General features: G+C 72.6%; 19 protein-coding genes. 3 read left to right on the top strand and 16 right to left on the bottom strand.

The genetic code is table 11. From position 1 onward, the window contains the following. Window positions 1-27: 27 nt before the first annotated feature. From ruvB to ruvC, 3 genes are read right to left on the bottom strand one after another with little or no spacing between them, the layout of a single operon-like run. A complete protein-coding gene (ruvB, locus tag H5965_RS15315; RefSeq protein ID WP_310970428.1) occupies window positions 28-1095 on the bottom strand; it encodes a Holliday junction branch migration DNA helicase RuvB in 1068 nt (355 codons plus the stop codon). Window positions 1096-1103: 8 nt separating this feature from the next. Next, the gene (gene ruvA / locus H5965_RS15310; protein ID WP_310970426.1) at window positions 1104-1700 is read right to left on the bottom strand and encodes a Holliday junction branch migration protein RuvA; all 597 of its coding nucleotides are present in this window, start codon (window positions 1698-1700) and stop codon (window positions 1104-1106) included. Next, on the bottom strand, window positions 1697-2290 hold the full coding sequence (gene ruvC, locus H5965_RS15305) for a crossover junction endodeoxyribonuclease RuvC (RefSeq protein WP_310970424.1): 594 nt from the start codon (window positions 2288-2290) through the stop codon (window positions 1697-1699). Before ruvC ends, ruvA begins: the two co-directional genes overlap by 4 nt. Window positions 2291-2365: 75 nt before the next feature. Here ruvC and H5965_RS15300 point away from each other — a divergent pair, with 75 nt between their 5' ends. Next, on the top strand, window positions 2366-2806 hold the full coding sequence (locus H5965_RS15300; RefSeq protein WP_310970422.1) for a cupin domain-containing protein: 441 nt from the start codon (window positions 2366-2368) through the stop codon (window positions 2804-2806). Here the strand turns inward: H5965_RS15300 and H5965_RS15295 are convergent. The 5 genes from H5965_RS15295 to H5965_RS15275 form a co-directional block, all read right to left on the bottom strand. After that, a complete protein-coding gene (locus H5965_RS15295; RefSeq protein WP_310970419.1) occupies window positions 2803-3354 on the bottom strand; it encodes a DUF4262 domain-containing protein in 552 nt (183 codons plus the stop codon). The genes H5965_RS15300 and H5965_RS15295 overlap by 4 nt on opposite strands. Window positions 3355-3440: 86 nt before the next feature. After that, window positions 3441-4196, bottom strand: coding sequence for a YebC/PmpR family DNA-binding transcriptional regulator (locus H5965_RS15290; protein ID WP_091310751.1), 756 nt, complete (start codon window positions 4194-4196; stop codon window positions 3441-3443). A gap of 41 nt (window positions 4197-4237) precedes the next feature. Next, the gene (pdxT, locus tag H5965_RS15285) at window positions 4238-4855 is read right to left on the bottom strand and encodes a pyridoxal 5'-phosphate synthase glutaminase subunit PdxT (RefSeq protein WP_310970417.1); all 618 of its coding nucleotides are present in this window, start codon (window positions 4853-4855) and stop codon (window positions 4238-4240) included. Between the two features lie 368 nt (window positions 4856-5223). Continuing rightward, entirely contained in the window at window positions 5224-5544 is a 321-nt protein-coding gene (locus H5965_RS15280) for an AzlD domain-containing protein (protein WP_310970415.1), read from the bottom strand. Then, on the bottom strand, window positions 5544-6233 hold the full coding sequence (locus tag H5965_RS15275) for an AzlC family ABC transporter permease (protein WP_310970413.1): 690 nt from the start codon (window positions 6231-6233) through the stop codon (window positions 5544-5546). The genes H5965_RS15280 and H5965_RS15275 overlap by 1 nt, the downstream gene beginning before the upstream one ends. 69 nt (window positions 6234-6302) lie before the next feature. Between H5965_RS15275 and H5965_RS15270 the strand changes: the two genes are divergently transcribed. Beyond that, window positions 6303-6866 carry an XRE family transcriptional regulator gene (locus H5965_RS15270; protein ID WP_310970608.1) on the top strand — a complete coding sequence of 188 codons (564 nt, stop codon included), beginning with the start codon at window positions 6303-6305 and terminating at the stop codon, window positions 6864-6866. On the opposite strand, the gene H5965_RS15265 is transcribed toward H5965_RS15270, so the two are convergent. The 4 genes from H5965_RS15265 to H5965_RS15250 are packed head-to-tail and all read right to left on the bottom strand — an operon-like array spanning window position 6867 to window position 13775. Next, the gene (locus H5965_RS15265; protein WP_310970411.1) at window positions 6867-8738 is read right to left on the bottom strand and encodes a hypothetical protein; all 1872 of its coding nucleotides are present in this window, start codon (window positions 8736-8738) and stop codon (window positions 6867-6869) included. Further along, window positions 8735-9013, bottom strand: a complete 279-nt coding sequence (locus tag H5965_RS15260) for a hypothetical protein (RefSeq protein WP_310970410.1) — start codon at window positions 9011-9013, stop codon at window positions 8735-8737. The genes H5965_RS15265 and H5965_RS15260 overlap by 4 nt, the downstream gene beginning before the upstream one ends. Further along, on the bottom strand, window positions 9010-11853 hold the full coding sequence (locus H5965_RS15255) for a helicase HerA-like domain-containing protein (protein WP_310970409.1): 2844 nt from the start codon (window positions 11851-11853) through the stop codon (window positions 9010-9012). Before H5965_RS15255 ends, H5965_RS15260 begins: the two co-directional genes overlap by 4 nt. An 8-nt stretch (window positions 11854-11861) precedes the next feature. Then, window positions 11862-13775, bottom strand: a complete 1914-nt coding sequence (locus H5965_RS15250) for a hypothetical protein (protein ID WP_310970408.1) — start codon at window positions 13773-13775, stop codon at window positions 11862-11864. A gap of 127 nt (window positions 13776-13902) precedes the next feature. On the opposite strand from H5965_RS15250, the gene H5965_RS15245 reads away from it, so the two are divergent. After that, on the top strand, window positions 13903-14562 hold the full coding sequence (locus H5965_RS15245; protein WP_310970407.1) for a DUF4190 domain-containing protein: 660 nt from the start codon (window positions 13903-13905) through the stop codon (window positions 14560-14562). 27 nt (window positions 14563-14589) lie between these two features. Here H5965_RS15245 and H5965_RS15240 read toward each other — a convergent pair whose 3' ends face one another. The 4 genes from H5965_RS15240 to H5965_RS15225 form a co-directional block, all read right to left on the bottom strand. Next, complete coding sequence (locus H5965_RS15240; RefSeq protein WP_310970406.1) at window positions 14590-15564, bottom strand: hypothetical protein; 975 nt, start codon at window positions 15562-15564, stop codon at window positions 14590-14592. An 89-nt stretch (window positions 15565-15653) separates the two neighbouring features. After that, window positions 15654-16574 (bottom strand): pyridoxal 5'-phosphate synthase lyase subunit PdxS, encoded by a 921-nt coding sequence (gene pdxS / locus H5965_RS15235; protein ID WP_310970405.1) that lies wholly within the window; start codon window positions 16572-16574, stop codon window positions 15654-15656. Between the two features lie 90 nt (window positions 16575-16664). Next, window positions 16665-17648, bottom strand: coding sequence for a DUF5937 family protein (locus H5965_RS15230; protein WP_310970404.1), 984 nt, complete (start codon window positions 17646-17648; stop codon window positions 16665-16667). Window positions 17649-17679: 31 nt separating this feature from the next. Beyond that, on the bottom strand, window positions 17680-19122 hold the full coding sequence (locus H5965_RS15225) for an FAD-binding oxidoreductase (protein ID WP_310970403.1): 1443 nt from the start codon (window positions 19120-19122) through the stop codon (window positions 17680-17682). Window positions 19123-19232: the final 110 nt, after the last annotated feature.

Below are 19232 nucleotides of genomic sequence, written 5' to 3'. Positions count from 1 at the left end.
CAGCACCCACCCGCCGGTACGGGCCGCTCAGTCCTGCTCGAACAGCGACGGCCCGCCCTGGTCCGGGCGCCCCGGGAGGTCCGCGGGCGGCACCATGCCGAGGTGTTCCCACGCGGACGCGGTCGCGACGCGGCCACGCGGGGTGCGGGCGAGCATACCGGCGCGCACGAGGTAGGGCTCGCACACCTCTTCCACGGTGGTCGCCTCCTCCCCCACGGCCACCGCCAGCGTCGAGATACCCACCGGACCGCCACCGAAAGACCTGGTCAGCGCGGTGAGCACGGCCCGGTCGAGGCGGTCGAGACCCAGCTCGTCGACGTCGTAGACGGCCAGCGCGGCGCGGGCGACGTCGCGGGTCACCTTGCCGTCGGCGCGGACCTCGGCGTAGTCGCGGACGCGCCGCAGCAGCCGGTTCGCGATCCGGGGCGTGCCCCGCGAGCGGCCGGCGATCTCGGCGCAGCCGTCGCGGTCGATCGGGATGTCGAGGATCGTCGCGGCCCGGCGCACGACCAGCTCCAGCTCGGCGTCGGTGTAGAACTCCATCTGGCCGGTGAAGCCGAACCGGTCGCGCAGCGGGCCGGTCAGCGAGCCGGACCGGGTGGTCGCCCCGACCAGGGTGAACGGCGCGATCTCCAGGGGGATGCTGGTGGCGCCGGGGCCCTTGCCGACGACGACGTCGACCCGGAAGTCCTCCATCGCCAGGTAGAGCATCTCCTCGGCGGGGCGGGCGATGCGGTGGATCTCGTCGATGAACAGGACGTCGCCGGGCGCCAGGTTCGACAGCATCGCGGCGAGGTCGCCGGCGCGCTCCAGGGCCGGGCCGGAGGTGATCCGGATGGCCGCGCCGAGCTCGGCGGCGACGATCATCGCCATCGACGTCTTGCCCAGCCCGGGCGGGCCGGAGAGCAGGACGTGGTCGGGCGGCACGCCGCGGCGGCGGGCGCTCTCCAGCACCAGCTCCAGCTGCTCGCGCACGCGCGGCTGGCCGACGAACTCGTCGAGCTTCCGCGGCCGCAGGGTGCCCTCGACGTCGCGGTCGCCGGTCTGGGCCCACGCCGAGAGGGCCTCGTCCTCTTCCACCGCTTCATACTCCACGGCCGCGCCTACCGCTTCCGGCCGAGGGTGGTCAGGGCGGCGCGCAGGACACTGGCGGTCGTGTGGCCGTCACCGTCGGCGAGAACCTTGTCGACGGCCTGCTCGGCCTGTTTGGCCGGGAAGCCGAGCCCGGCCAGCGCCTCGACGACCTCGGCGCGCAGGGCGCCGGGGGCGGTGGCGGCGGGCGTGTCGCCGGTGCCGCCGAGGGCGGTGACCTTGTCGCGCAGTTCGAGGGTGAGGCGTTCGGCGCCCTTGCGGCCGATGCCGGGGACCGAGGTGAGCACGGTGATGTTGCCTTCGACCAGCGCGGCCCGCAGCTTGTCCGGGTCCAGCACGGCGAGGGTGGCCAGCGCGAGCCGGGGCCCGATGCCGGACACCGTCTGCAGCAGCCCGAACAGCTCGCGCGCGTCCGCGTCGGCGAACCCGAACAGCGTCAGCGAGTCCTCGCGCACGACCAGCGCGGTGTGCAGGCGGGCCTCCTCGCCGCGGCGCAGGGTCGCCAGCGTCGCCGGGGTGGCCTGCACGGCGAAGCCGACCCCGCCGACCTCGACCACGACGTGGTCGAGACCGACCCACAGGACTTCTCCGCGTACCGACGAGATCATCGTGCTGCTCCAGGGTTCTTGGCTTGGTTCGCCTGCTTCGCCGCCGCGGCGAGGCGGGCTTTGTGCGTGCGGGCCATTTCGGCCGCGCGGGCTTCGGCTTCGGCGAGCCGGGCCCGCATCGGCTCGCGCCAGAGGTGGCAGATGGCCAGGGCGAGGGCGTCCGCGGCGTCGGCCGGGTGCGGCGCGACCTCCAGGTTGAGCAGCCGCATCACCATGGCCGTGACCTGCGCTTTGTCGGCCCGGCCGGAGCCGCTGACCGCGGCCTTGACCTCGCTCGGCGTGTGGAAGACGACCGGCAGGCCGCGGCGCGCGGCGGCCAGGGCGACCACCCCGCCCGCTTGCGCGGTGCCCATCGCGGTCCGGACGTTGTGCTGGGCGAAGACGCGCTCGACGGCCACCGCGGCCGGCTTGTACTTGTCCATCCAGCGCTCGACCTCGTCGGAGATGCCGAGCAGGCGGTGGGCCAGGTCGGCATCGGCCGGTGTCCGCACGACGTCGACGGCGACGCAGCGGACGGCCCGGCCCTTGCCGCCGTCGACCACCCCCAGGCCGCACCTGGTCAGACCGGGGTCGACCCCGAGCACCCGCACCCGTTCTTCCTTCCCGCCGCGAACACCAGTTCGAGCTTGCAGGCTACTGGGCGCGTCTGCGGCAGGATGGGTGACATGCCGGAGCCAGCGGATTTCGTCACCCACCTGGGGCTCGAGCCCTTGCCGGTCGAAGGCGGGCGGTGGGCGCAGAGCTGGCGGGCCGGGTCCGGCTCGGCGATCTACTACCTGCTCGTCGCGCCCGAACGGTCCGCGCCGCACCGGCTGGACCGCGTGGAGGTGTGGGTGCACCACGCGGGGGCACCCGCGCGGATGCTGCTGCTGCACCCGGACGGCTCGGTCGAACGGCCGGTGCTGGGGACCGACGTCGCCGCCGGCGAACGCCCGCAGGTCGTCGTGCCCGCCGGGACGTGGCAGGCCACGGTCACGGGCGGCGAGTGGAGCCTGCTGGGCACGGTCGTGGTGCCGCCCTACACGGACGACTGCGTCGAGTTCGCGGCCGCCGGGGACCTGGCGCTGCGGTACCCGGAAGCGGCCGCCGACCTGGGGAAGTTCTAGGGGCCGTCGACCCCGGGGGTCCAGCTCTCGGGGTCACCGCTCTCGGTGAGCACCGGCTGCCACCGCGCGAAGCCCTCGGGCGCGTCCGGGTGCCAGGGGAACTTGCCTTCCGGCGTCGCGACGATCAGCTGCAGCGCCGGGAAGTCGCCGTCCGGGTAGATGAGGAACGCCGTGCCGAAGTACTCCGGGTAGTGGCCCTTGTTGACGCGTTCGAGGACGACCGGGACGCCTTCGAAGAAGTCGTCGTAGCGCTTGCCGACCTCGAAGATCTCGCCGTTGGCGGCGCGGTCGACGTAGGCGTCGAGCAGCACCTGCCCCATCTGGCCGGGCAGCCCGACCACGACCGCCTCCGGCACGTTGTGCAGCGCCCACGCGCAAGCCGTGAAGGAGTAGCCGGCGCCTGCGTCGTCCGAGGCGACGTTGATGACGGCGTTGCCGCGTTCCTTCGCCTGCTCCTCGATCCATTCGATGAGGCGCAGTTCTTCCGCGGACAATTCGGCGGTGATGTCGGCGGCAGCGGCGGGGGTCGTCGAGGTCACGGCGCACATTGTGCCTGACGAGGCCGCCGGAGCCCAGGGCCCGGGCCGGAAAGTTTCCGACCCGGGCCCGAAAGTGGTGCGCTACAAGGGAAAACTCAGCCGACTTCGGCGAGCACCTCGTCGGAGACGTCGAAGTTGGCGTAGACGTTCTGGACGTCGTCGCAGTCTTCGAGGGCGTCGATCAGCTTGAAGACCTTCTTCGCGCCGTCGGCGTCGAGCGGGACGCTCACCGAGGGCAGGAAGGTCAGGTCGGCCGACTCGTATTCGAAGCCGGCGTCCTGCAGCGCCTTGCGGACCGGCACCAGGTCGGTCGCCTCGGAGACGATTTCGAAGCTCTCGCCGAGGTCGTTGACCTCTTCGGCACCGGCGTCGAGGACCGCCATGAGGACGTCGTCCTCGGCCGCGTCACCCTTGGGCATCAGCACGACGCCCTTGCGGTTGAACAGGTAGGCCACCGAGCCCGGGTCGGCGAGCGAGCCGCCGTTGCGGGTGAGCGCGGTCCGGACCTCCGACGCCGCACGGTTGCGGTTGTCGGTGAGGCACTCGATCAGGACGGCGACCCCGTTCGGGCCGTAACCCTCGTAGGTGATGGTCTGCCAGTCGGCGCCGCCGGCCTCTTCACCGGCGCCGCGCTTGCGGGCGCGCTCGATGTTGTCCTGCGGGACCGAGTTCTTCTTCGCCTTCTGGATGGCGTCGTAGAGCGTGGGGTTGCCATCCGGGTCGCCACCACCGGTGCCCGTGCGGGCGGCCACCTCGATGTTCTTGATCAACCGCGCGAAGAGCTTGCCGCGCTTCGCGTCGAGGTTGGCCTTCTTGTGCTTCGTGGTGGCCCACTTGGAGTGGCCGCTCATCTCTCCTCCATCTGTTCCGTACCCCGGCCGGGCACCGCGTCTCAGGCAGCCTTTCGCACGAGGTCGACGAACAGCCGGTGCACCCGCACGTCGGGCGTGAGTTCCGGGTGGAACGCGGTCGCCAGCACCGCCCCCTGCCGGACCGCGACGATCCTAGCGGTGCCGGAGTCGACGCCGGGCACACCGCTGACGGTGGCCAGCACCTCGACGCCGTCACCGGCCTTCTCGACCCAGGGAGCCCGGATGAAGACGGCGTGGACGTCCCCGTCGACCCCGGCGAAGTCCAGGTCGGCCTCGAAGGAGTCGACCTGCCTGCCGAAGGCGTTCCGCCGCACGACGACGTCGAGCCCGCCGAGCTGCTGCTGGTCGGGCCGCCCGTCGAGGGTCTGCCGCGCCAGCAGGATCATCCCGGCGCAGGAACCGAAGGCGGGCAGCCCGTCGGCGATCCGCGCCTTGAGGGGTTCCAGCAGCTCGAAGCTCTCCAGCAGCCGCGACATCGTGGTGGACTCGCCGCCGGGCAGCACCAGACCGTCCACTTCGGACAGCTCGGCGGCCCGCCGCACGGGCACGGCCCGCGCGCCCGCTTCGGCCAGCATGGCGACGTGCTCCCGCACGGCACCTTGCATGGCGAGCACACCGATGAGCGGTTCCGACGACACCCGACCTCCCGAAAGACCTTCCCACCAGCCTAGACGCACTGGCTCGGCCCCTTCGCGGCAGGTCAGCCCCGCCCCGCGGCCGCCCCCGCGGCAAGGGGCAAAACTGTCGGTGGCCTCCGGTAGCGTGGAAAACGGGGGGCGCCCCCGCGGGCCCGGCGATCGCTCGGTTTCAGCGTGATGGCCCTCCGAGCACGCTCGATGCCCGCCTGATCACGCATGATGCCCGCCCGATCACGCGTGATGCCTTCTCTCGCACGCCATGCCCGGCACCTCGGGCCCGACACCTCGCAGGCCTGGTACCTCAGGCCCACCCGGCACCTCAGGCCCGGCCCGGTACGTCAGGCCCGGTACGGTCCGGCGCGGCGCCGTCAGGGGACGCCGGCCAGCCTCAGCAGGGCCGCCGTCGCCGCGGCGGCGACCACGACCACCACGAACGGCGCCTTCCGCCACGCCAGCACCCCCGCCACCAGCACCCCCGCGGGCCGCGCGAAGCCCGCGAAGCCGTGGCCCTCCGTCAGCGCGCTCACCGCGACCAGGGCCGCCAGCAGCACCACCGCCGCCAGCGCCATCAGCCTCTCCGCCCGCGGCGACAGCTTCACCCGGCTGCGCAGCACCGGGCCGGCGAACCGGAACGCGAACGTCCCCAGCGCCAGCACGGCCGTGCCGACCAGCAGCTCCACCCCGTCCATCAGCCCACCTCCTGCAGTTCCGGCTCCTTCGCCAGCGCCCCCACCACGACGCCCGCCAGCGCGAGGAGCACCGGCAGGCCGGCCGGCAGGAACGGCGTCGCGGCCAGCGCGACCACCACCCCGATCAGCACCGGCAGCCGCGCCGCGCGGTCCCGCAGCGACGGCAGGACCAGGGCCAGGAGCACCGCCGGGAAGGCCGCGTCGAGGCCGAACACGCTCGTGTCGCTGATCGCCGTCCCCGCGAACGCGCCGGCCAGCACGCCGGCGTTCCAGAACACGAAGATCCCCAGCCCGCACGCCCAGTACGCCGCGCGGCGGCGCCGGGCCTCGTCCTGGGCCATGGCGAACGCGACCGTCTCGTCGCTCATCAGGTGACTGCCCAACAGCCGGGCCCAGCGCTCCCCGACGACATCGCCGACGGCGAAGCCGAACGGCAGGTGCCGCGCGTTGGCCAGCAGGCCGGCCAGCACGGCCGCGAACGGGTTGCCGCCCGCGGCCACGATCCCGATGAACATGAACTGCGACGCCCCCGCGAAGACCAGCAGCGACATCAGCATCGGCAGCCACAGCGGGAAGCCGGAGCTCACCGCGATGGCGCCGTAGGAAACCCCCACGAGACAATCGGCGAGACAGACCAGGCCGATGTCACGGGCGAGGGCCCGATCGAGTGTTCGCCGTATCGAACGCATGTGTTCTATAGTGAACACAGGCTCTCGCGTTCGTCAAGGCGAACATAACGACCGATGGAGCGAACAGCAATGTCGCAGGAAACGACGGGCGCGCCCCTGGAGATCATCGCGGCGTCCCTGCGCCGCGAACGGACCCGCGCGGGCTTGTCCCTGACGGAGGTCGCGCGCCGCGCCGGCCTGGCCAAGTCGACGCTGTCCCAGCTCGAGTCCGGCACCGGCAACCCCAGCGTCGAGACGCTGTGGGCGCTCGGCGTCGCCCTCGACGTCCCGTTCTCCCGGCTGGTCGAGCCCGAACGGCCCAAGGTCCGCGTCATCCGGGCGGGCAAGGGGCCGACGGTGTTCGCCGAGCACGCCGACTACGCGTGCACGCTGCTGTCGGCCTGTCCCCCGTCCGCGCGGCGGGACATGTACCTCATCCGAGCGGAACCCGGCACGCCGCGGAGGTCCGACCCGCACATGACGGGCGTGATGGAGCACATCGTGCTGTGTGCGGGCCGCGCCCGGGTGGGCGTGCAGGAGGCCCCGGAGGAGCTGAACCCCGGCGACTACATTTCGTATCCGGGCGACGTCCCGCACATCTTCGAAGCCCTCGAGCCGGGGACGTACGGCGTCGAGATCTCCGAGTACATCTAGTCAGTCGTCCTCGTCGGGGGCGGCCGCGCCGCCACGCCGATCGGCGAGCCACTGGCGCGCCATGGCCGCAAGCGCCACCCCGGTCATGGCGACGGAGCCGATCATGTCGGGGGTGGAGGCCTGCGACTCGGCCGGCTCGAAGTGCGGGTGGTCCTGGGTGGTCACGGTGTGCTCGTGCGCGGGCTCCGCCTTGGCTTCGTTCTTGGCTTGCGCCGCTTCCCAGAGCTTCACGCCGGGCTCGGCGAGATCGGCGCCGTCTTCGGCGAGCTTCTCGGCGACCGTCTGCTCCCCCTTGAGCTTCTCGGCGAGGTCCTCCATCCGCTGTTCGCGCTCGGCAGGCGTATCGGGGCCGACCTCCCAGCCGTCCTTGTCGTCGTACCGGGCGACGACCTCGCTGTCGTCGAAGTCCGTGTTCCACGGACCCGCGGCGGCATCGCCGGCTTCGTGCTCGCGCGGGGCCTGCTCGGGCTTGTCCGGGGCGTCGCGGTCGAGGGCCAGCTCGCCGGTCTTGGGGTCGAAATCGCCGCTGAAGGGGTTGGGCGCCTCGGGTTCCCGCTGCTCGGCGGCCTCGGTCTCGGAGGGTTGATCGCCACGCTCGGCTTGGTGCTCGCCGACCTCGTTCTGACGCTCGGCCGCTTCGTTCTGGTGCTCGGCTGCCTCGTCGCGACGCTCGTTCTGGCGCTCGGCTGCCTCGTCGCCACGCTCGGCCGGGCGCTCGCTTTGCTGCTCGGCCTGGCGCTCAGTCTGCTGCCCGGCAGCCTCACCGCTCGCCTCGGTTTCAGTGGTGACCACAGTTTCCTGCGACGCGGCGGCCTGCTCGCTCTGAGGCTTCGCCTCAGGGGACGACCAGTTGCCTTCCCACCCCGGCCCCCGCGGCTTCAGCTCCAACTCAAGCTCATCATCCTCGGGCGGCGGCTGATTGTCGGCCGAGTCCGGGTTTTCGGCATCGTTTCGAGCTGCATCGTCCGCGCCGGTTTCCGTGTCGTCGGTCCGAGTGGCGTCGGTCTCGGTGGCGTCGGTATCCGCGGCCTCAGCCTCGGCCGCCTCGGTCTCCGCCGCCTCGGTCTCCGCCGCCTCGGCCTCCGCCGCCTCAGACTCCGCCGCTTCAGTCTCCACCGCCTCGGTCTCCGCGGCTTCAGTCTCCGCCGCCTCAGACTCCGCCGCTTCAGTCTCCACCGCCTCGGTCTCCGCCGCTTCGGTCTCCGCCGCCTCGGTCTCCGCCGCCTCGGTCTCCGCCGCCTCAGACTCTGCCGCTTCGGTCTCCGCCGCCTCGGTCTCCGCCGCTTCGGTCTCCGCCGCCTCGGTCTCCGCCGCCTCAGACTCTGCCGCTTCGGTCTCCGCGGCTTCAGTCTCGGCCGCCTCGGTCTCCGCGGCTTCAGTCTCGGCCGCCTCGGTCTCCGCGGCTTCAGTCTCGGCCGCCTCGGTCTCCGCGGCTTCAGTCTCGGCCGCCTCGGTCTCCGCGGCTTCAGTCTCCGCCGCCTCGGTCTCCCCACCCTCGGCCTCAGCCGCGTCAGGCTCTGTTGCCTCGGGCTCCTCGGCTTCCGCATCACCGGTTTCCTCGGCTTGCGCGGACGGGGCCTCGCTGTCGTCCGGGTCGTCGGCTTCGTCGTCGGCTTCCTGGGGTCCCGCGCTGGGCGGCTCGCCGTCCTGCTGGTGATCGGCCGCCGGCGGATTGTCGGCGTCGTCCGCCTGGTCCGGTGGGGGCGGACCGTCCGCCGAGTCGGCCGACTCCGTCTCGTCGTCGGCTTCCTGCGGGCCGCTGCGGTCGGCCGATTCCGGCTCCTCGGCGCCCTGGCCCGGGTCGTCGGCTTCAGAACCCTCGGAACCCTCGGGATCCTCGGAACTCTCCGGCGCTTCGCTCGTCTCGTTCATTCTTCACTCTTCTTGCCGAACTTGCGCTCGAGCTTCGCGAGCGCCGCGTCCGCCTGGATCTTCCAGTGCTCCCGGTTCTCGTAGAGATCCCGCGCCACCGGGGTGATCGCGGCCGCGATCTCGCCGCCCACCGTGTTCACGACCTCCACCGCGACGTCGGCCCGCACGTCCTCCCGGGCCTCGAGCTCTTCGTCGTCGGCCTCCTGCATGCCCTCGGCCCGCCTGACCTCCTCCGGTTCGTCGGACGCGCCGGAGACTTCGCCGGTTTCCCTCATCGGGCTCCCCCTCCCAGCTTGAGCACCGCCACCGCCCAGCTGTTGGGCAGGTTCAAGAACCCGGCCGCGTGCAGCAGCCGCTTCCCGGGGTCCGGCTCCCGGCTGAGCTTCCGGACCGCGGTGTCGATCGGCGTCGGCCGAACCGCGCCGAGCACCGTCGGGTCGTCGTCGCGCCAGCATTCGGGGCGGTCGAGCAGCTCGGCCAGCTGCTCGGCGCGGGTGCGGCCCTCCAGCACCAGGCCGCGCGCCGCCCACGATTCCGTTGCCGGGTGCGGTGTGTCGTCCGGGCCTTCCCGGGGTTTCAACGCTCTCTTGACGTCGAACCAGCGGTAGGTGCCCGCCTGCCAGCGGACTTCCGGGAACGCGCAGCCCGGCTCGCCGTTCAGCGTGCGCGTGGCACTGGCCGCCAGGTGCGCGATGAACTCGCCGGGCGCGTTGTACTCCGCGATGCCCGCGTAACGCGCGTCCACCGCGGCCTGGATGCGGTGGGCCACCGCGCATTCCAGCGTCTGATCGTCGAACGAACGCCGCAGCGAGGCGAGCCAGCCCCGGTCCGGTTCGGGGGCCCGGCGGCCGGTGATGTGCGCGACCGTCAGCAATTCCAGCCACAGCACCAGCTTCGGGTCGGCGTCCGCCCGGTGCGCGGCTTCGCTGATCCGGCCCAGCGTGCACGGCGAGGCCGCGCACAACCGTCCACATGCGGCACTCCGGCGCGCCACCACGGGCGGCGACTTCGACACCCGTGCGGTGTCCTCGGCGCCTTCGTTCAGCGGCATCCGCAACCGCAGGGGCCGGTCCATGCCGTCGGTGAACACCGCGGCCCGGCCCGGCGGCAACGTCACGACGTGGCGGGACTGCGCCTCGCTCAGGTTCATCGTCGCGCCGACCGCCAGCCGGTCGTCCTCGGCGGGCAGGCGGTGCAGGATCTTGCACGCGGTGTTCTTGATGACGTCCGGCACGATCTTGCCCGGGATCTGCTCGGCGACGACGATCCCTTCGCCGTACGCGCGGATCTCCGCCAGCAGCGACGTGAACAGCTCCACCGCGTGCTCGGCCGGGCTGCCCGGCTCGGCCCGCTTCAGCAGCCGGTGCGCCTCCTCCAGCACCAGGACGTGCTTGAGCCCGCGGGCGCCGTGCCGGTGGTGGACGCGCAGGTGCTCGAACAGCCGGATCAGCACCGCCCCGATGAAGAACGCCTTGTCGGCGTCGGAGCCGATGTCCTCGATCTCCAGCACGACGTTGCCCCGCAGCAGCGCCGCCACGTCCAAGGGGTGCCCGCCCTCGAAGAACCGGCCCGGCGTGCCCAGCCGCAGCGAGCCGATCCGGACGTCGACGAAGCCGCGGACGTTGTCGGCGACCTCCTTGCCGTAGCCGATGCCCTTGACCACCTCGATCGCGGTCGCCTGCAGGTCGCCGAGGCTCGGGTACTTCACCGGGCCGACGCGCCCGCGCACCTGCCCGGTCACGGTGTCCCAGCCCTGGTCGGCGTAGCACCGGGTCAAAGCCTGCGCCAGGACCTGCGGAAACGGCTCGTCGGCGTCGAAGGCGGCCAGGAACAGCGCGCGGACGAGGTCCAGGTGCGTCTGCAGCGGGAAGCCTTCGACGGGTTCTAGGGGGTTCAGCCCGCCGGGGTAGGCCGCCGGGTCGCCGGGCCGGATCACCGTGACCAGGCCGTCGGCGCCCAGCCGGCCCGCCATCGCCGCGTACTCGGCCTTCGCGGGCTCGATCACCAGCCACGGCACCCCGGCGCGGTGCAGGCCCTCCAGGAGGTGCCGCACGGTCTGGGACTTGCCCGAGCCGGTGGCGCCGGCGACGAACGTGTGCCGGTTGAGCGTGTCCAGCGCGACGCCGAACTCCCCGACCGGCCGGTCGGCGTCGTCGAGCACCGTGCCCAGCGGGACGTCGCCGGTGTACTCGGGCGTGACGTCGAACAGCGGCGGCTCGGTCATCCGGATGCCCGGCAGCTCCCGCCGCGGCGGCCGCGCGATCGCCGCGACGAGCTCGCCGGTCGCCCGGAACGGCGAGCTCAGGGCGCCGTTTTCCACGGGTTTGTCCCAGATTTCGGCGAACCCGGCGCAGTCGGTGCCCGGCGTCAGCACGTACGGCAGCGCGTCGAGGTCGCTGGCGCTGCACAGCAACGCGGCCGCCGCGCGGGTCGCCGCCTCGTCCGGGCCGCCGACGAGCACGTGCACGCTCCACAGGCCCGCCGGCTGGGCGCGCGAGAGCTCCCGGAAGCGGCCTTCCGCGCGCAGCAAGGCGATCCGGTCCGGCTCGGAGTTCTCCCGCTGCCGCAGCCGCGGCATCGTGGTCTCCAGCCCGAGCAGCTCGCGTTCGATCGCTTCGGCACCCACCGGTTCCGCCACGACCAGCCAGGCGAACGCGCCGGGCATGTGGGCGACGTAGTCGTCGAACCCGCCCCGGCCGGGCGCTTCGGCACCGGACTGGGGTGTCCACAGTGGATCGGAGCCGCCCGCGCAGCGGGTCCAGGACGGCAGCGCCGCCCACCGCTGCGCGATCTCCGCGGTGTCGGCCGCCCGGCCGAGCCCACCCGGCGGGTACAGCACCGGGACGACGCCGTCCTCCTTCGCGCGCGCCACCGGGGAGTGCGGCCGGCCCCCGACCAGGACCCGCAGCGCGCGGCTGCCCGCCGGACGCTCCCACGCCACCGCGAAGGCCGCGTCCGGGCCGCGGAACCGCAGGTCGGCGTGCGCCGCGGACAGCGCGGCGAACAGCTGGGCCGGCGAGCGTCCGCCGGTTTCGTCGGGCCGGTCCGCCCCCGCCGCGAAGTCGTCGCCGCGCGGGACGGCCAGCAGGTCGTGGAACGCGAACCCCTCCAGCACGGCGGCCCTCAGCCGATGCGGGGGCGATCGGCGACCCGGTCGAGCAGCACGGTGCCCGGGTTGCAGTCGCCGGTCAGCACCCGCCGGCCCGACGACCCGTTCTCGACCATCACGTACGCCGTCGGCGCGAGCCCCTGCAGAGCGGTCGGCTCGACTTCGAACTCGTACACGCGAGCCGCGGTGATCCCGCGGTTCTCGGAGTCGGCCTCGGACTGCGAGACCGTCTCCGACCAGTTCTGCTCCCGGCTGTGCGTCGTGGTGTTCGTGGTGCTCCACGAGCTGCTCGAGCTCGAACTCGAGCCGCCCGGCCCCGTCGAGCCCCCGGACGACCCGCCGTAGGTGTAGCCACGGGACCGCTGCATGCCCACCGAGCCGCCCTCGGTCGAGGCGGTGCCGTGGGTCAGCGTCCGCCCGACCTGGAGGGTCAGCTGCGACAGCTCGAACTTGTGCCCGCGGCCGATGAACTCCGCGGCGTTGTTCGCTTCGTCGCCGTTGCCGAGCTGCATCAGCAGGGTGACCGTGCCCGCGGCGCCGAGCAGCTTCTGCATGTCGTCGCGCAGGTGCTGGACGAGGAAGATCAGCCGGACGCCCGCCCGGCGCGCCTGGCGCGCCATGGCCTCGAGCGATTCGAGCCCGATCTGGTCGGCACCCGCGACGATCAGCGTCTCGCGGCCGGTCGACTCGCGGGTGTGCAGCTCCTGCAGCGTGCGGTGGAAGACGAGGTGCTCGACGAGCCGGCGGTGCCGGCCGGTCTTGGACCGGGTCGCGACGACGGAGTACCCCCGCACGGGCCACAGCGCGCGGAAGCCCGCCGTCGTCTGCTTCTCCGACGCGCGTTCCGCCCGGGCCAGCCCGCGCAGCTCGCCCTCGAGCGCCTGGAGCTCGTTGCGGGTCTGCTCGGTGCTGCCGACGGTGTCCACATAGGAGTTGAGCTTGCGCACTTCGTCCGGCGAAAGGGTGTCGTCCGAGCCCGCGTCGTAGACCCGGCGGAACACCTGCAGCCCGGCGACGACCTTGGCGAAGGTGGGCGGGCCGCTCAGCCGCTCGCCGACGGCGGTGAGCAGGTCGATGTGCAGCCCGCGCAGGTCGGCGCCGAACTGCGTGCGGTTCATCGTGTGCATGGTCTCGGCGATCACCTCGGCCAGCTCCGTGGCGTCGAGGTCGGCGATGATGCCGAGTTCGGCGAGGTCGCGGGGCAGCTCCTGGACGGCGACGGCGTAGCCCTTGCCCGCCGCCGCGACGGCGAGGTTGTCCCCCACCGCGAGGTCGGTGAAGTCGAGCAGGAAGACCGACGAACCGGCGGCGAGCTGCGTCGACCCGACGGTCATGAGCAGGCTCGCCCAGCCGTCCTCGGTGCCGCCGAAGACGTCGATCCGGGCCGGGCGGGAAGTCAGCTGGATCGGGTACCAGCGCATCGCCGCCGCCACCCGCTGCGCCTCCCGCCGGTCGTGGTCGGCGACGCGCTGCTGCCACGAGGTGTAGGCCTGGTTGTAGCGTTCGACGGCGGCGTTGTAGCGCGTGGTGTAGTCGCGTTTCATCACGCTGAACCGGCGCCGGGTGCGGAGGAGGTTCAAGACCGCCAGGAGGACGCCGATGCCGAGCACGACCCAGCCCGTCACCTCGACGGCGACGGGGACCTGCTTGGCCACCGCGTTCACCATGCCGGCGGCCATCAAGGAGATCACGAAGGCCAGCACGACGTAGCCGAGCAGCCCGAGCCACGCCCGCTTGCTGCGCTTTTCCCGCAGCTGGTAGTCCTGCGGCGCGTACACCTGTTCCGCCACCGGCGGGGTGTTCGCCTCCGGGCTGACCGACGCGGGCACGGGTTTGACGAACTCCCAGCCCCACCGTTCGGTCGGCTGGAACAGCCGCTCCCACATCTCCGTCGTCCGCCCGGCCACGACCACGTCCCGCCCCTGCACAGCGCCTCCGGTCCTCGCCCCGCCCGTGTCGGGGGTCATTGTGCCGGATGGCCTAACCCGGTGTGACACTTTCCCCCGGTTTTGTCCATACTGACCGTCGCTCGATGTCGATCACGCAGGGGGAACCATGTCCGACCAGTACCCGCCGAACCCGCCGCAGTGGATGCCCGGGGTGCAGGCCGCGCCGAAGCCGACGGGCCGGAACGGCTTCGCGACCGCGTCGCTGATCCTCGGGCTCCTCGGCCTCTGCGGCCTGTCCCTGATCCCCGCCCTGGTCCTGGGGATCGTGGCGCTGGTCCAGATCGGCCGGACCGGGCAGTCGGGGCGTGGCATGGCCATCGCCGGCATCGTGCTGAGCCTGCTGTGGGCGGGCGGGCTGACCGCGGGCGTCATCTACATCACCGACAAGGCCAAGACGACGGGGACGACGCCCACGATCGTGGGACTCAAGGTCGGCGAGTGCTACAACACCCCGGACGGCTACGGCCTGGACGCGACGAAGGCCGACTGCACCAAGCCCCACGACGGCGAAGTGTTCGACACCGTGCCGCTGACCGGCTTCCTCAAGGGCGAGTACCCGGGCGAGGACTACCTCGAGAAGCAGGCGAAGACCGCCTGCGAGGCCCGCCGCACAGCCAAGTTCGGGGCGGCGTACAGCCCGCCGGTCGAGGCCGACCTCGGCGTCTTCTACCCGGACTCGAAGGCCTGGCTGGCCGGGAAGTCCACCGCGGTCTGCACCCTTCAGGCCTCCTCGAGCAAGCAGTTCACGGCTCCGTTGGGTCGCTGAAGGTCGACCGGCTCACGGCGCCCACGCTCACACCGGTCGGCGTTCTTGCTGGTCGAGCGCCGACAGCGCACGCTCGGGATGCAGGATCAGCTGGAAGAGGCCACTCGTCCGGCGCGCCCACCGCATCGGTTCGTCGTCCTCGTCGAACACCGCGGCCCGCGCGAACTGGCACTGAAGGCCGACCGGCAGACTGCCGGCCAGAGCCGCCCCGAGCTCACGGCCCAGGACAACGCGCGGCGAGGGCGGCCGCCTGAATCGGCGCAGTCCGTCGATCGCCGGTGCGGCAGTGTCGGAGGCGTCGGCGAGAGCCGTGACGGCATCGCGGACCCAGCCAGCGTCCCAGTCCTCCGGGAGCGGAACGGCGACCTGCTGGACCTCGGCGATCGCGTCCCGCCCCAGCGCGAGGGAGAGTCCGCCGGGGTCCTCGTGATGGTTGAGGTAGCGGGCGACGTCGACACCGGGAGGGCAGACCTCGGCCAGCACCACATCGCCGGCGAAGTCGCTCGGATCGATGAGCCAGTCCACCCGCACGACGACGGACGGCTTCAGGTGGCCCCGGTAAAGATGGAACTGTTTACCGTGGTCGCCCTGATCGCCGATCCGCCGCAGCATGTTCTGGACCGCGGCTTCGTACGTGCCGACGTGCAGCGCCTTCGCGCGCTGGCGCGCGGCCCAGTCTGAGACACGCCGATCGCCGCCCATCGCCGTGCGGGTCTCGGGTGTGAGGACGGCTGCCGGATCGAAGTCTCTCGCCGGCCAGTCCGGCTGCGTGCTGGTGTGGTACCAGAAGAGCCGCGCGACCTGCTCGTCGTCGAGTGCGGGGTCGCCGGGGTCGACCGTCACCCGGGGCGAGTCCTCGTGCTCGCACGTCATGCCGCAGCCGCGGCATGCCTCCCGCCCGTGTTCCCACCGTTCGACCCAGTCGGGATCGACGATCCACCGATGGCCGCAGGTCCCGCACAGCATGTGCCGATCGCGCGAGAAGTCGATCCGCCGTTCCACGGCTCCATTCTCTGGGCGCAGAGTCACCTACACCACCGGATGGCCGGGTCCACGCCGCCACGTCGGCGGCGTGGACCAGAATCCTCTCGTTACCAGCCGCGCTCGGCGAGGCGGTGCGGCTCCGGGAGCTCCTCGACGTTGATGCCGACCATCGCCTCGCCCAGGCCGCGCGAAACCTTCGCCAGGACGTCCGGGTCGTCGTAGAACGTCGTCGCCTTGACGATCGCCTCGGCGCGCTGGGCCGGGTTGCCGGACTTGAAGATGCCCGAGCCGACGAACACGCCCTCGGCGCCGAGCTGCATCATCATCGCCGCGTCGGCCGGGGTGGCGATGCCGCCCGCGGTGAACAGCACCACCGGCAGCTTGCCGGCCTGCGCGACCTCGCGCACCAGCTCGTACGGCGCCTGCAACTCCTTCGCCGCCACGAACAGCTCGTCCTCCGGCAGGGAGGTCAGCCGCCGGATCTCCTGCCGGATCTGGCGCATGTGGGTGGTCGCGTTGGAGACGTCGCCGGTGCCGGCCTCGCCCTTGGAGCGGATCATCGCCGCGCCCTCGGTGATGCGGCGCAGGGCTTCGCCGAGGTTGGTCGCGCCGCAGACGAAGGGCACCGTGAACGCCCACTTGTCGATGTGGTTGGCGTAGTCGGCCGGGGTGAGGACCTCGGACTCGTCGACGTAGTCGACGCCGAGGGACTGCAGGACCTGCGCCTCGACGAAGTGGCCGATGCGCGCCTTGGCCATCACCGGGATCGAGACGGCTTCGATGATGCCGTCGATCAGGTCGGGGTCGCTCATCCGGGCGACGCCGCCCTGGGCGCGGATGTCGGCGGGCACGCGCTCGAGGGCCATCACCGCGACCGCGCCGGCGTCTTCGGCGATCTTGGCCTGCTCGGCGGTGACCACGTCCATGATCACGCCGCCCTTGAGCATCTCGGCCATGCCGCGCTTCACCTTGGCGGTGCCGGTGACGGACTGGACGGTGCCACTGGGGACGGTCTGCTGCTCGGACACGACGGGGCCTTTCCACAACGAGAACAGGGGGTGACGAGTCCGAGGGTAGGTCGGCGGTGGACCCTTCAAGAAGGCCAGTACGCGGGTATCTCAGCAGTCCACTTCGCCGGTGCCCGCGACCAGGGCTTCCGCGAGCGAAGTGCGCACGTAGAGCACGTGACGTCCCGCACGATGCCGGTTGACCAGGCCCGCAGCGTTGAGTATGCCGAGGTGCTGCGACACCGCCCCGGCGCTCAGCCCGCTCCGGCGGGCCAGCTCCGCGGTGGACGCCGGCGCGGCCAGCTCGGCCAGCAGCATCGCCCGGCCGCGGCCCACCACGGCGGCCAGCGCGCCGGGCGCGGTGGCCGTGCCGGTCTCCCAGAGCGTGGCGATCCCGCGCGGCGGGTAGCGCAGCACCGGCTGCCAGCGCGCGTCGGTCTTGGAGAACACCCGCGGCCAGACGAACGCCGAGGGCACCAGCACCAGGCCGCGCCCGTCGAGCGGGACGGCCGCGTGCAGGTGCCGGTGCGCCACCGTGAGCGTGCCGTCCTGCCAGCGGACCAGCGGCGTGAGGTCGTTGAACAGCTCGGCGGCGCCGCCCTGGGCCAGCAGCCGGGACCGGTAGAGCACGTCGGCCTCGAGCAGCGCGCGGATCCGCGGCCAGTCGGGGGCCAGCACGAGATGCCAGTACCGCTCCATCAGCGTCGCGAGCCGGTCCAGGCCCGCCTCCGGCTCGCGGTGGAGGCGGGTCAGCGCGGGCGAGCGCGGCCCCGCCATCGCGTCGAGCTCGCGCCGGACCAGGCGGGCGGGCACGTCCCGCAGGTCGGCGAGCTCGTCGGCCAGCTCCGGCAGCGGCGTCGACGGCGTGCCGGCCAGGAACCCGGGCAGGTGCCGCAGCGGGACGAGGTCGCGCAGCAGCCCGATGTCGAGGCCGGCTCCGGCCAGCGCCGCCGTGGCGCGCTTGATCCACGGCAGGTGCAGCGCGTGCTGCCCCGGGGCGTTCAGGACGCGGACGCTCGCGACGATCTCCCAGGCCGGGGAGAACGCGAACCGGGTGTGCGCCAGGTCCTCTGTGGAGAATGCCAGATCGAGCACGCGCTGCCTCTCTGCACGAAGTCCGCGCAGTCTAAGTAGCTCCGATGTGGACGGTCGAGCGGGGCCCGGAAAGCCCTTGCGGAAAGGCGAAAACCCCGTCCGGGTCGTACTTCCGGGCGATGGCACGCAGCCGCGGCAGGTTCACCCCGTAGTACGCCTGCGCCCAGTCCGGCATGTCCGGGTCGAGGTAGTTGACGTACCCGGTGGTGCCGAACTCGGGCCCCAGCCCGTCGCGCACGGCGGCCAGCGCGCGCCGGGCCTCGGCCTCGCCGCCGTCTTCGGGCGCGGCACCGTGCAGGAACTGGAAGCTCGCCAGGGCGGACCGGTGCGGGAACGCCGTCTCGCGGGCGCCGACGCGGGCGATCGCCCCGCCGGCGGAGTCGATGAGCGTGCCGACGCGCGGAGACCGGGTCAGCACGTCGACGACCGCGGCCGGGTCGTCGACGGGCCGCCGCAGCATGCGCGAGGTGCCGACGTACGCCGCCCGCGCCGCGACCGCCCCGGGCCGGGCCTCGTGGTCGTCGAACGACCGCAGCGCGCTCAGGTGGTCCTGCATTCGCGCCTCCCGCTGGGCGGGAGCGGTGCCCACGCGGCGGACGAGGTCGTCGAGCAGCGGCTTCAGCCGGGCCTCGGTGCCCAGGAACGTCCCGCTGGTCTCGGCGGTCGCCGCGCCGATGTTCACCCCGGACCACAGCTCGTCCGGCATCCCGGGCAGCCATTCCTGCCAGCCGGCCAGCAACGCGGCCTGGGTGCCCACCGCGAACGTGAGCTTGTAGGTGACGACGTCGGCGATCGGCACGGTCGAGAAGGTGAACCCGGTGACGATCCCGAAGTTGCCGCCGCCCCCGCCGCGCAGCGCCCAGAACAGGTCCGGCTCGGCCGCCCTCGACACCGTGCGGACCCGGCCGTCGGCGGTGACGATCCGCGCCGCCTCCAGGTGGTCGCACGTCAGCCCGTGCTTGCGGTCGACCAGGCCGACGCCGCCGCCGAGGGCGAGCCCGGCGATGCCGACGGTTTCGCACGAGCCGGCCGGCAGGACCCGGCCGTGGGCGGCCAGCGTCGTCGCGATCGGCCCCAGCCGGGCGCCCGCCCCGATCGCCGCGCGGCCGTCCGGGCGCACGTCGATGCCGGAAAACCGGCTGAGGTCCACCACGATCCCGCCGTCCACAGTGGAATAGCCGGGGTAGCTGTGCCCGCCGCTGCGGGCGGCGACCGGCAGCCCGTGCCGGGCGGCGAACCCGACCGCGGCCTGGACGTCTTCGACGCGCGCCGCGCCGACGACCGCGGCCGGCATCCGGTCGTCGTACATCGTGAAGAAACCCTGCTTGGCCTCCGGGTAGCCCGGGTCGCCGGGCCGGAACAGCGGCCCCGAAAGCCGCTTCCGGAGCCACTCCCAGTCGTCCGGCGGGGGCCACCCCGCCAGGCCCGCCACCGGCACCGCCCCGGAAATGCGCAAAAAAGCCCGCCTGTCCATGCCACTCCCCCTCGCACCGCACTTCCCCCGGGGCATTCGGCTGGTCCCGGAGGCCTTGCCTTGCCGTGACCAGGGTAGCGGGTGTGTGATCGAGGACACATCCCGTACAC

The organism is Amycolatopsis sp. 505, assembly GCF_031625235.1.
Taxonomy (GTDB): Bacteria; Actinomycetota; Actinomycetes; order Mycobacteriales; family Pseudonocardiaceae; genus Amycolatopsis.
Note: the sequence above shows the minus strand (reverse complement) of the source record. Positions and strands in the feature narration are given on the sequence as shown.

Coding starts and splice junctions, on each gene's coding strand:
- ruvA (WP_310970426.1), bottom strand. CDS start 1,700: ATGATCTCGTCGGTACGCGGAGAAGTCCTGTGGGTCGGTCTCGACCAC.
- H5965_RS15300 (WP_310970422.1), top strand. CDS start 2,366: ATGCCGGAGCCAGCGGATTTCGTCACCCACCTGGGGCTCGAGCCCTTG.
- H5965_RS15295 (WP_310970419.1), bottom strand. CDS start 3,354: ATGTGCGCCGTGACCTCGACGACCCCCGCCGCTGCCGCCGACATCACC.
- H5965_RS15290 (WP_091310751.1), bottom strand. CDS start 4,196: ATGAGCGGCCACTCCAAGTGGGCCACCACGAAGCACAAGAAGGCCAAC.
- H5965_RS15280 (WP_310970415.1), bottom strand. CDS start 5,544: ATGGACGGGGTGGAGCTGCTGGTCGGCACGGCCGTGCTGGCGCTGGGG.
- H5965_RS15275 (WP_310970413.1), bottom strand. CDS start 6,233: ATGCGTTCGATACGGCGAACACTCGATCGGGCCCTCGCCCGTGACATC.
- H5965_RS15270 (WP_310970608.1), top strand. CDS start 6,303: ATGTCGCAGGAAACGACGGGCGCGCCCCTGGAGATCATCGCGGCGTCC.
- H5965_RS15265 (WP_310970411.1), bottom strand. CDS start 8,738: ATGAACGAGACGAGCGAAGCGCCGGAGAGTTCCGAGGATCCCGAGGGT.
- H5965_RS15260 (WP_310970410.1), bottom strand. CDS start 9,013: ATGAGGGAAACCGGCGAAGTCTCCGGCGCGTCCGACGAACCGGAGGAG.
- H5965_RS15245 (WP_310970407.1), top strand. CDS start 13,903: ATGTCCGACCAGTACCCGCCGAACCCGCCGCAGTGGATGCCCGGGGTG.
- H5965_RS15225 (WP_310970403.1), bottom strand. CDS start 19,122: ATGGACAGGCGGGCTTTTTTGCGCATTTCCGGGGCGGTGCCGGTGGCG.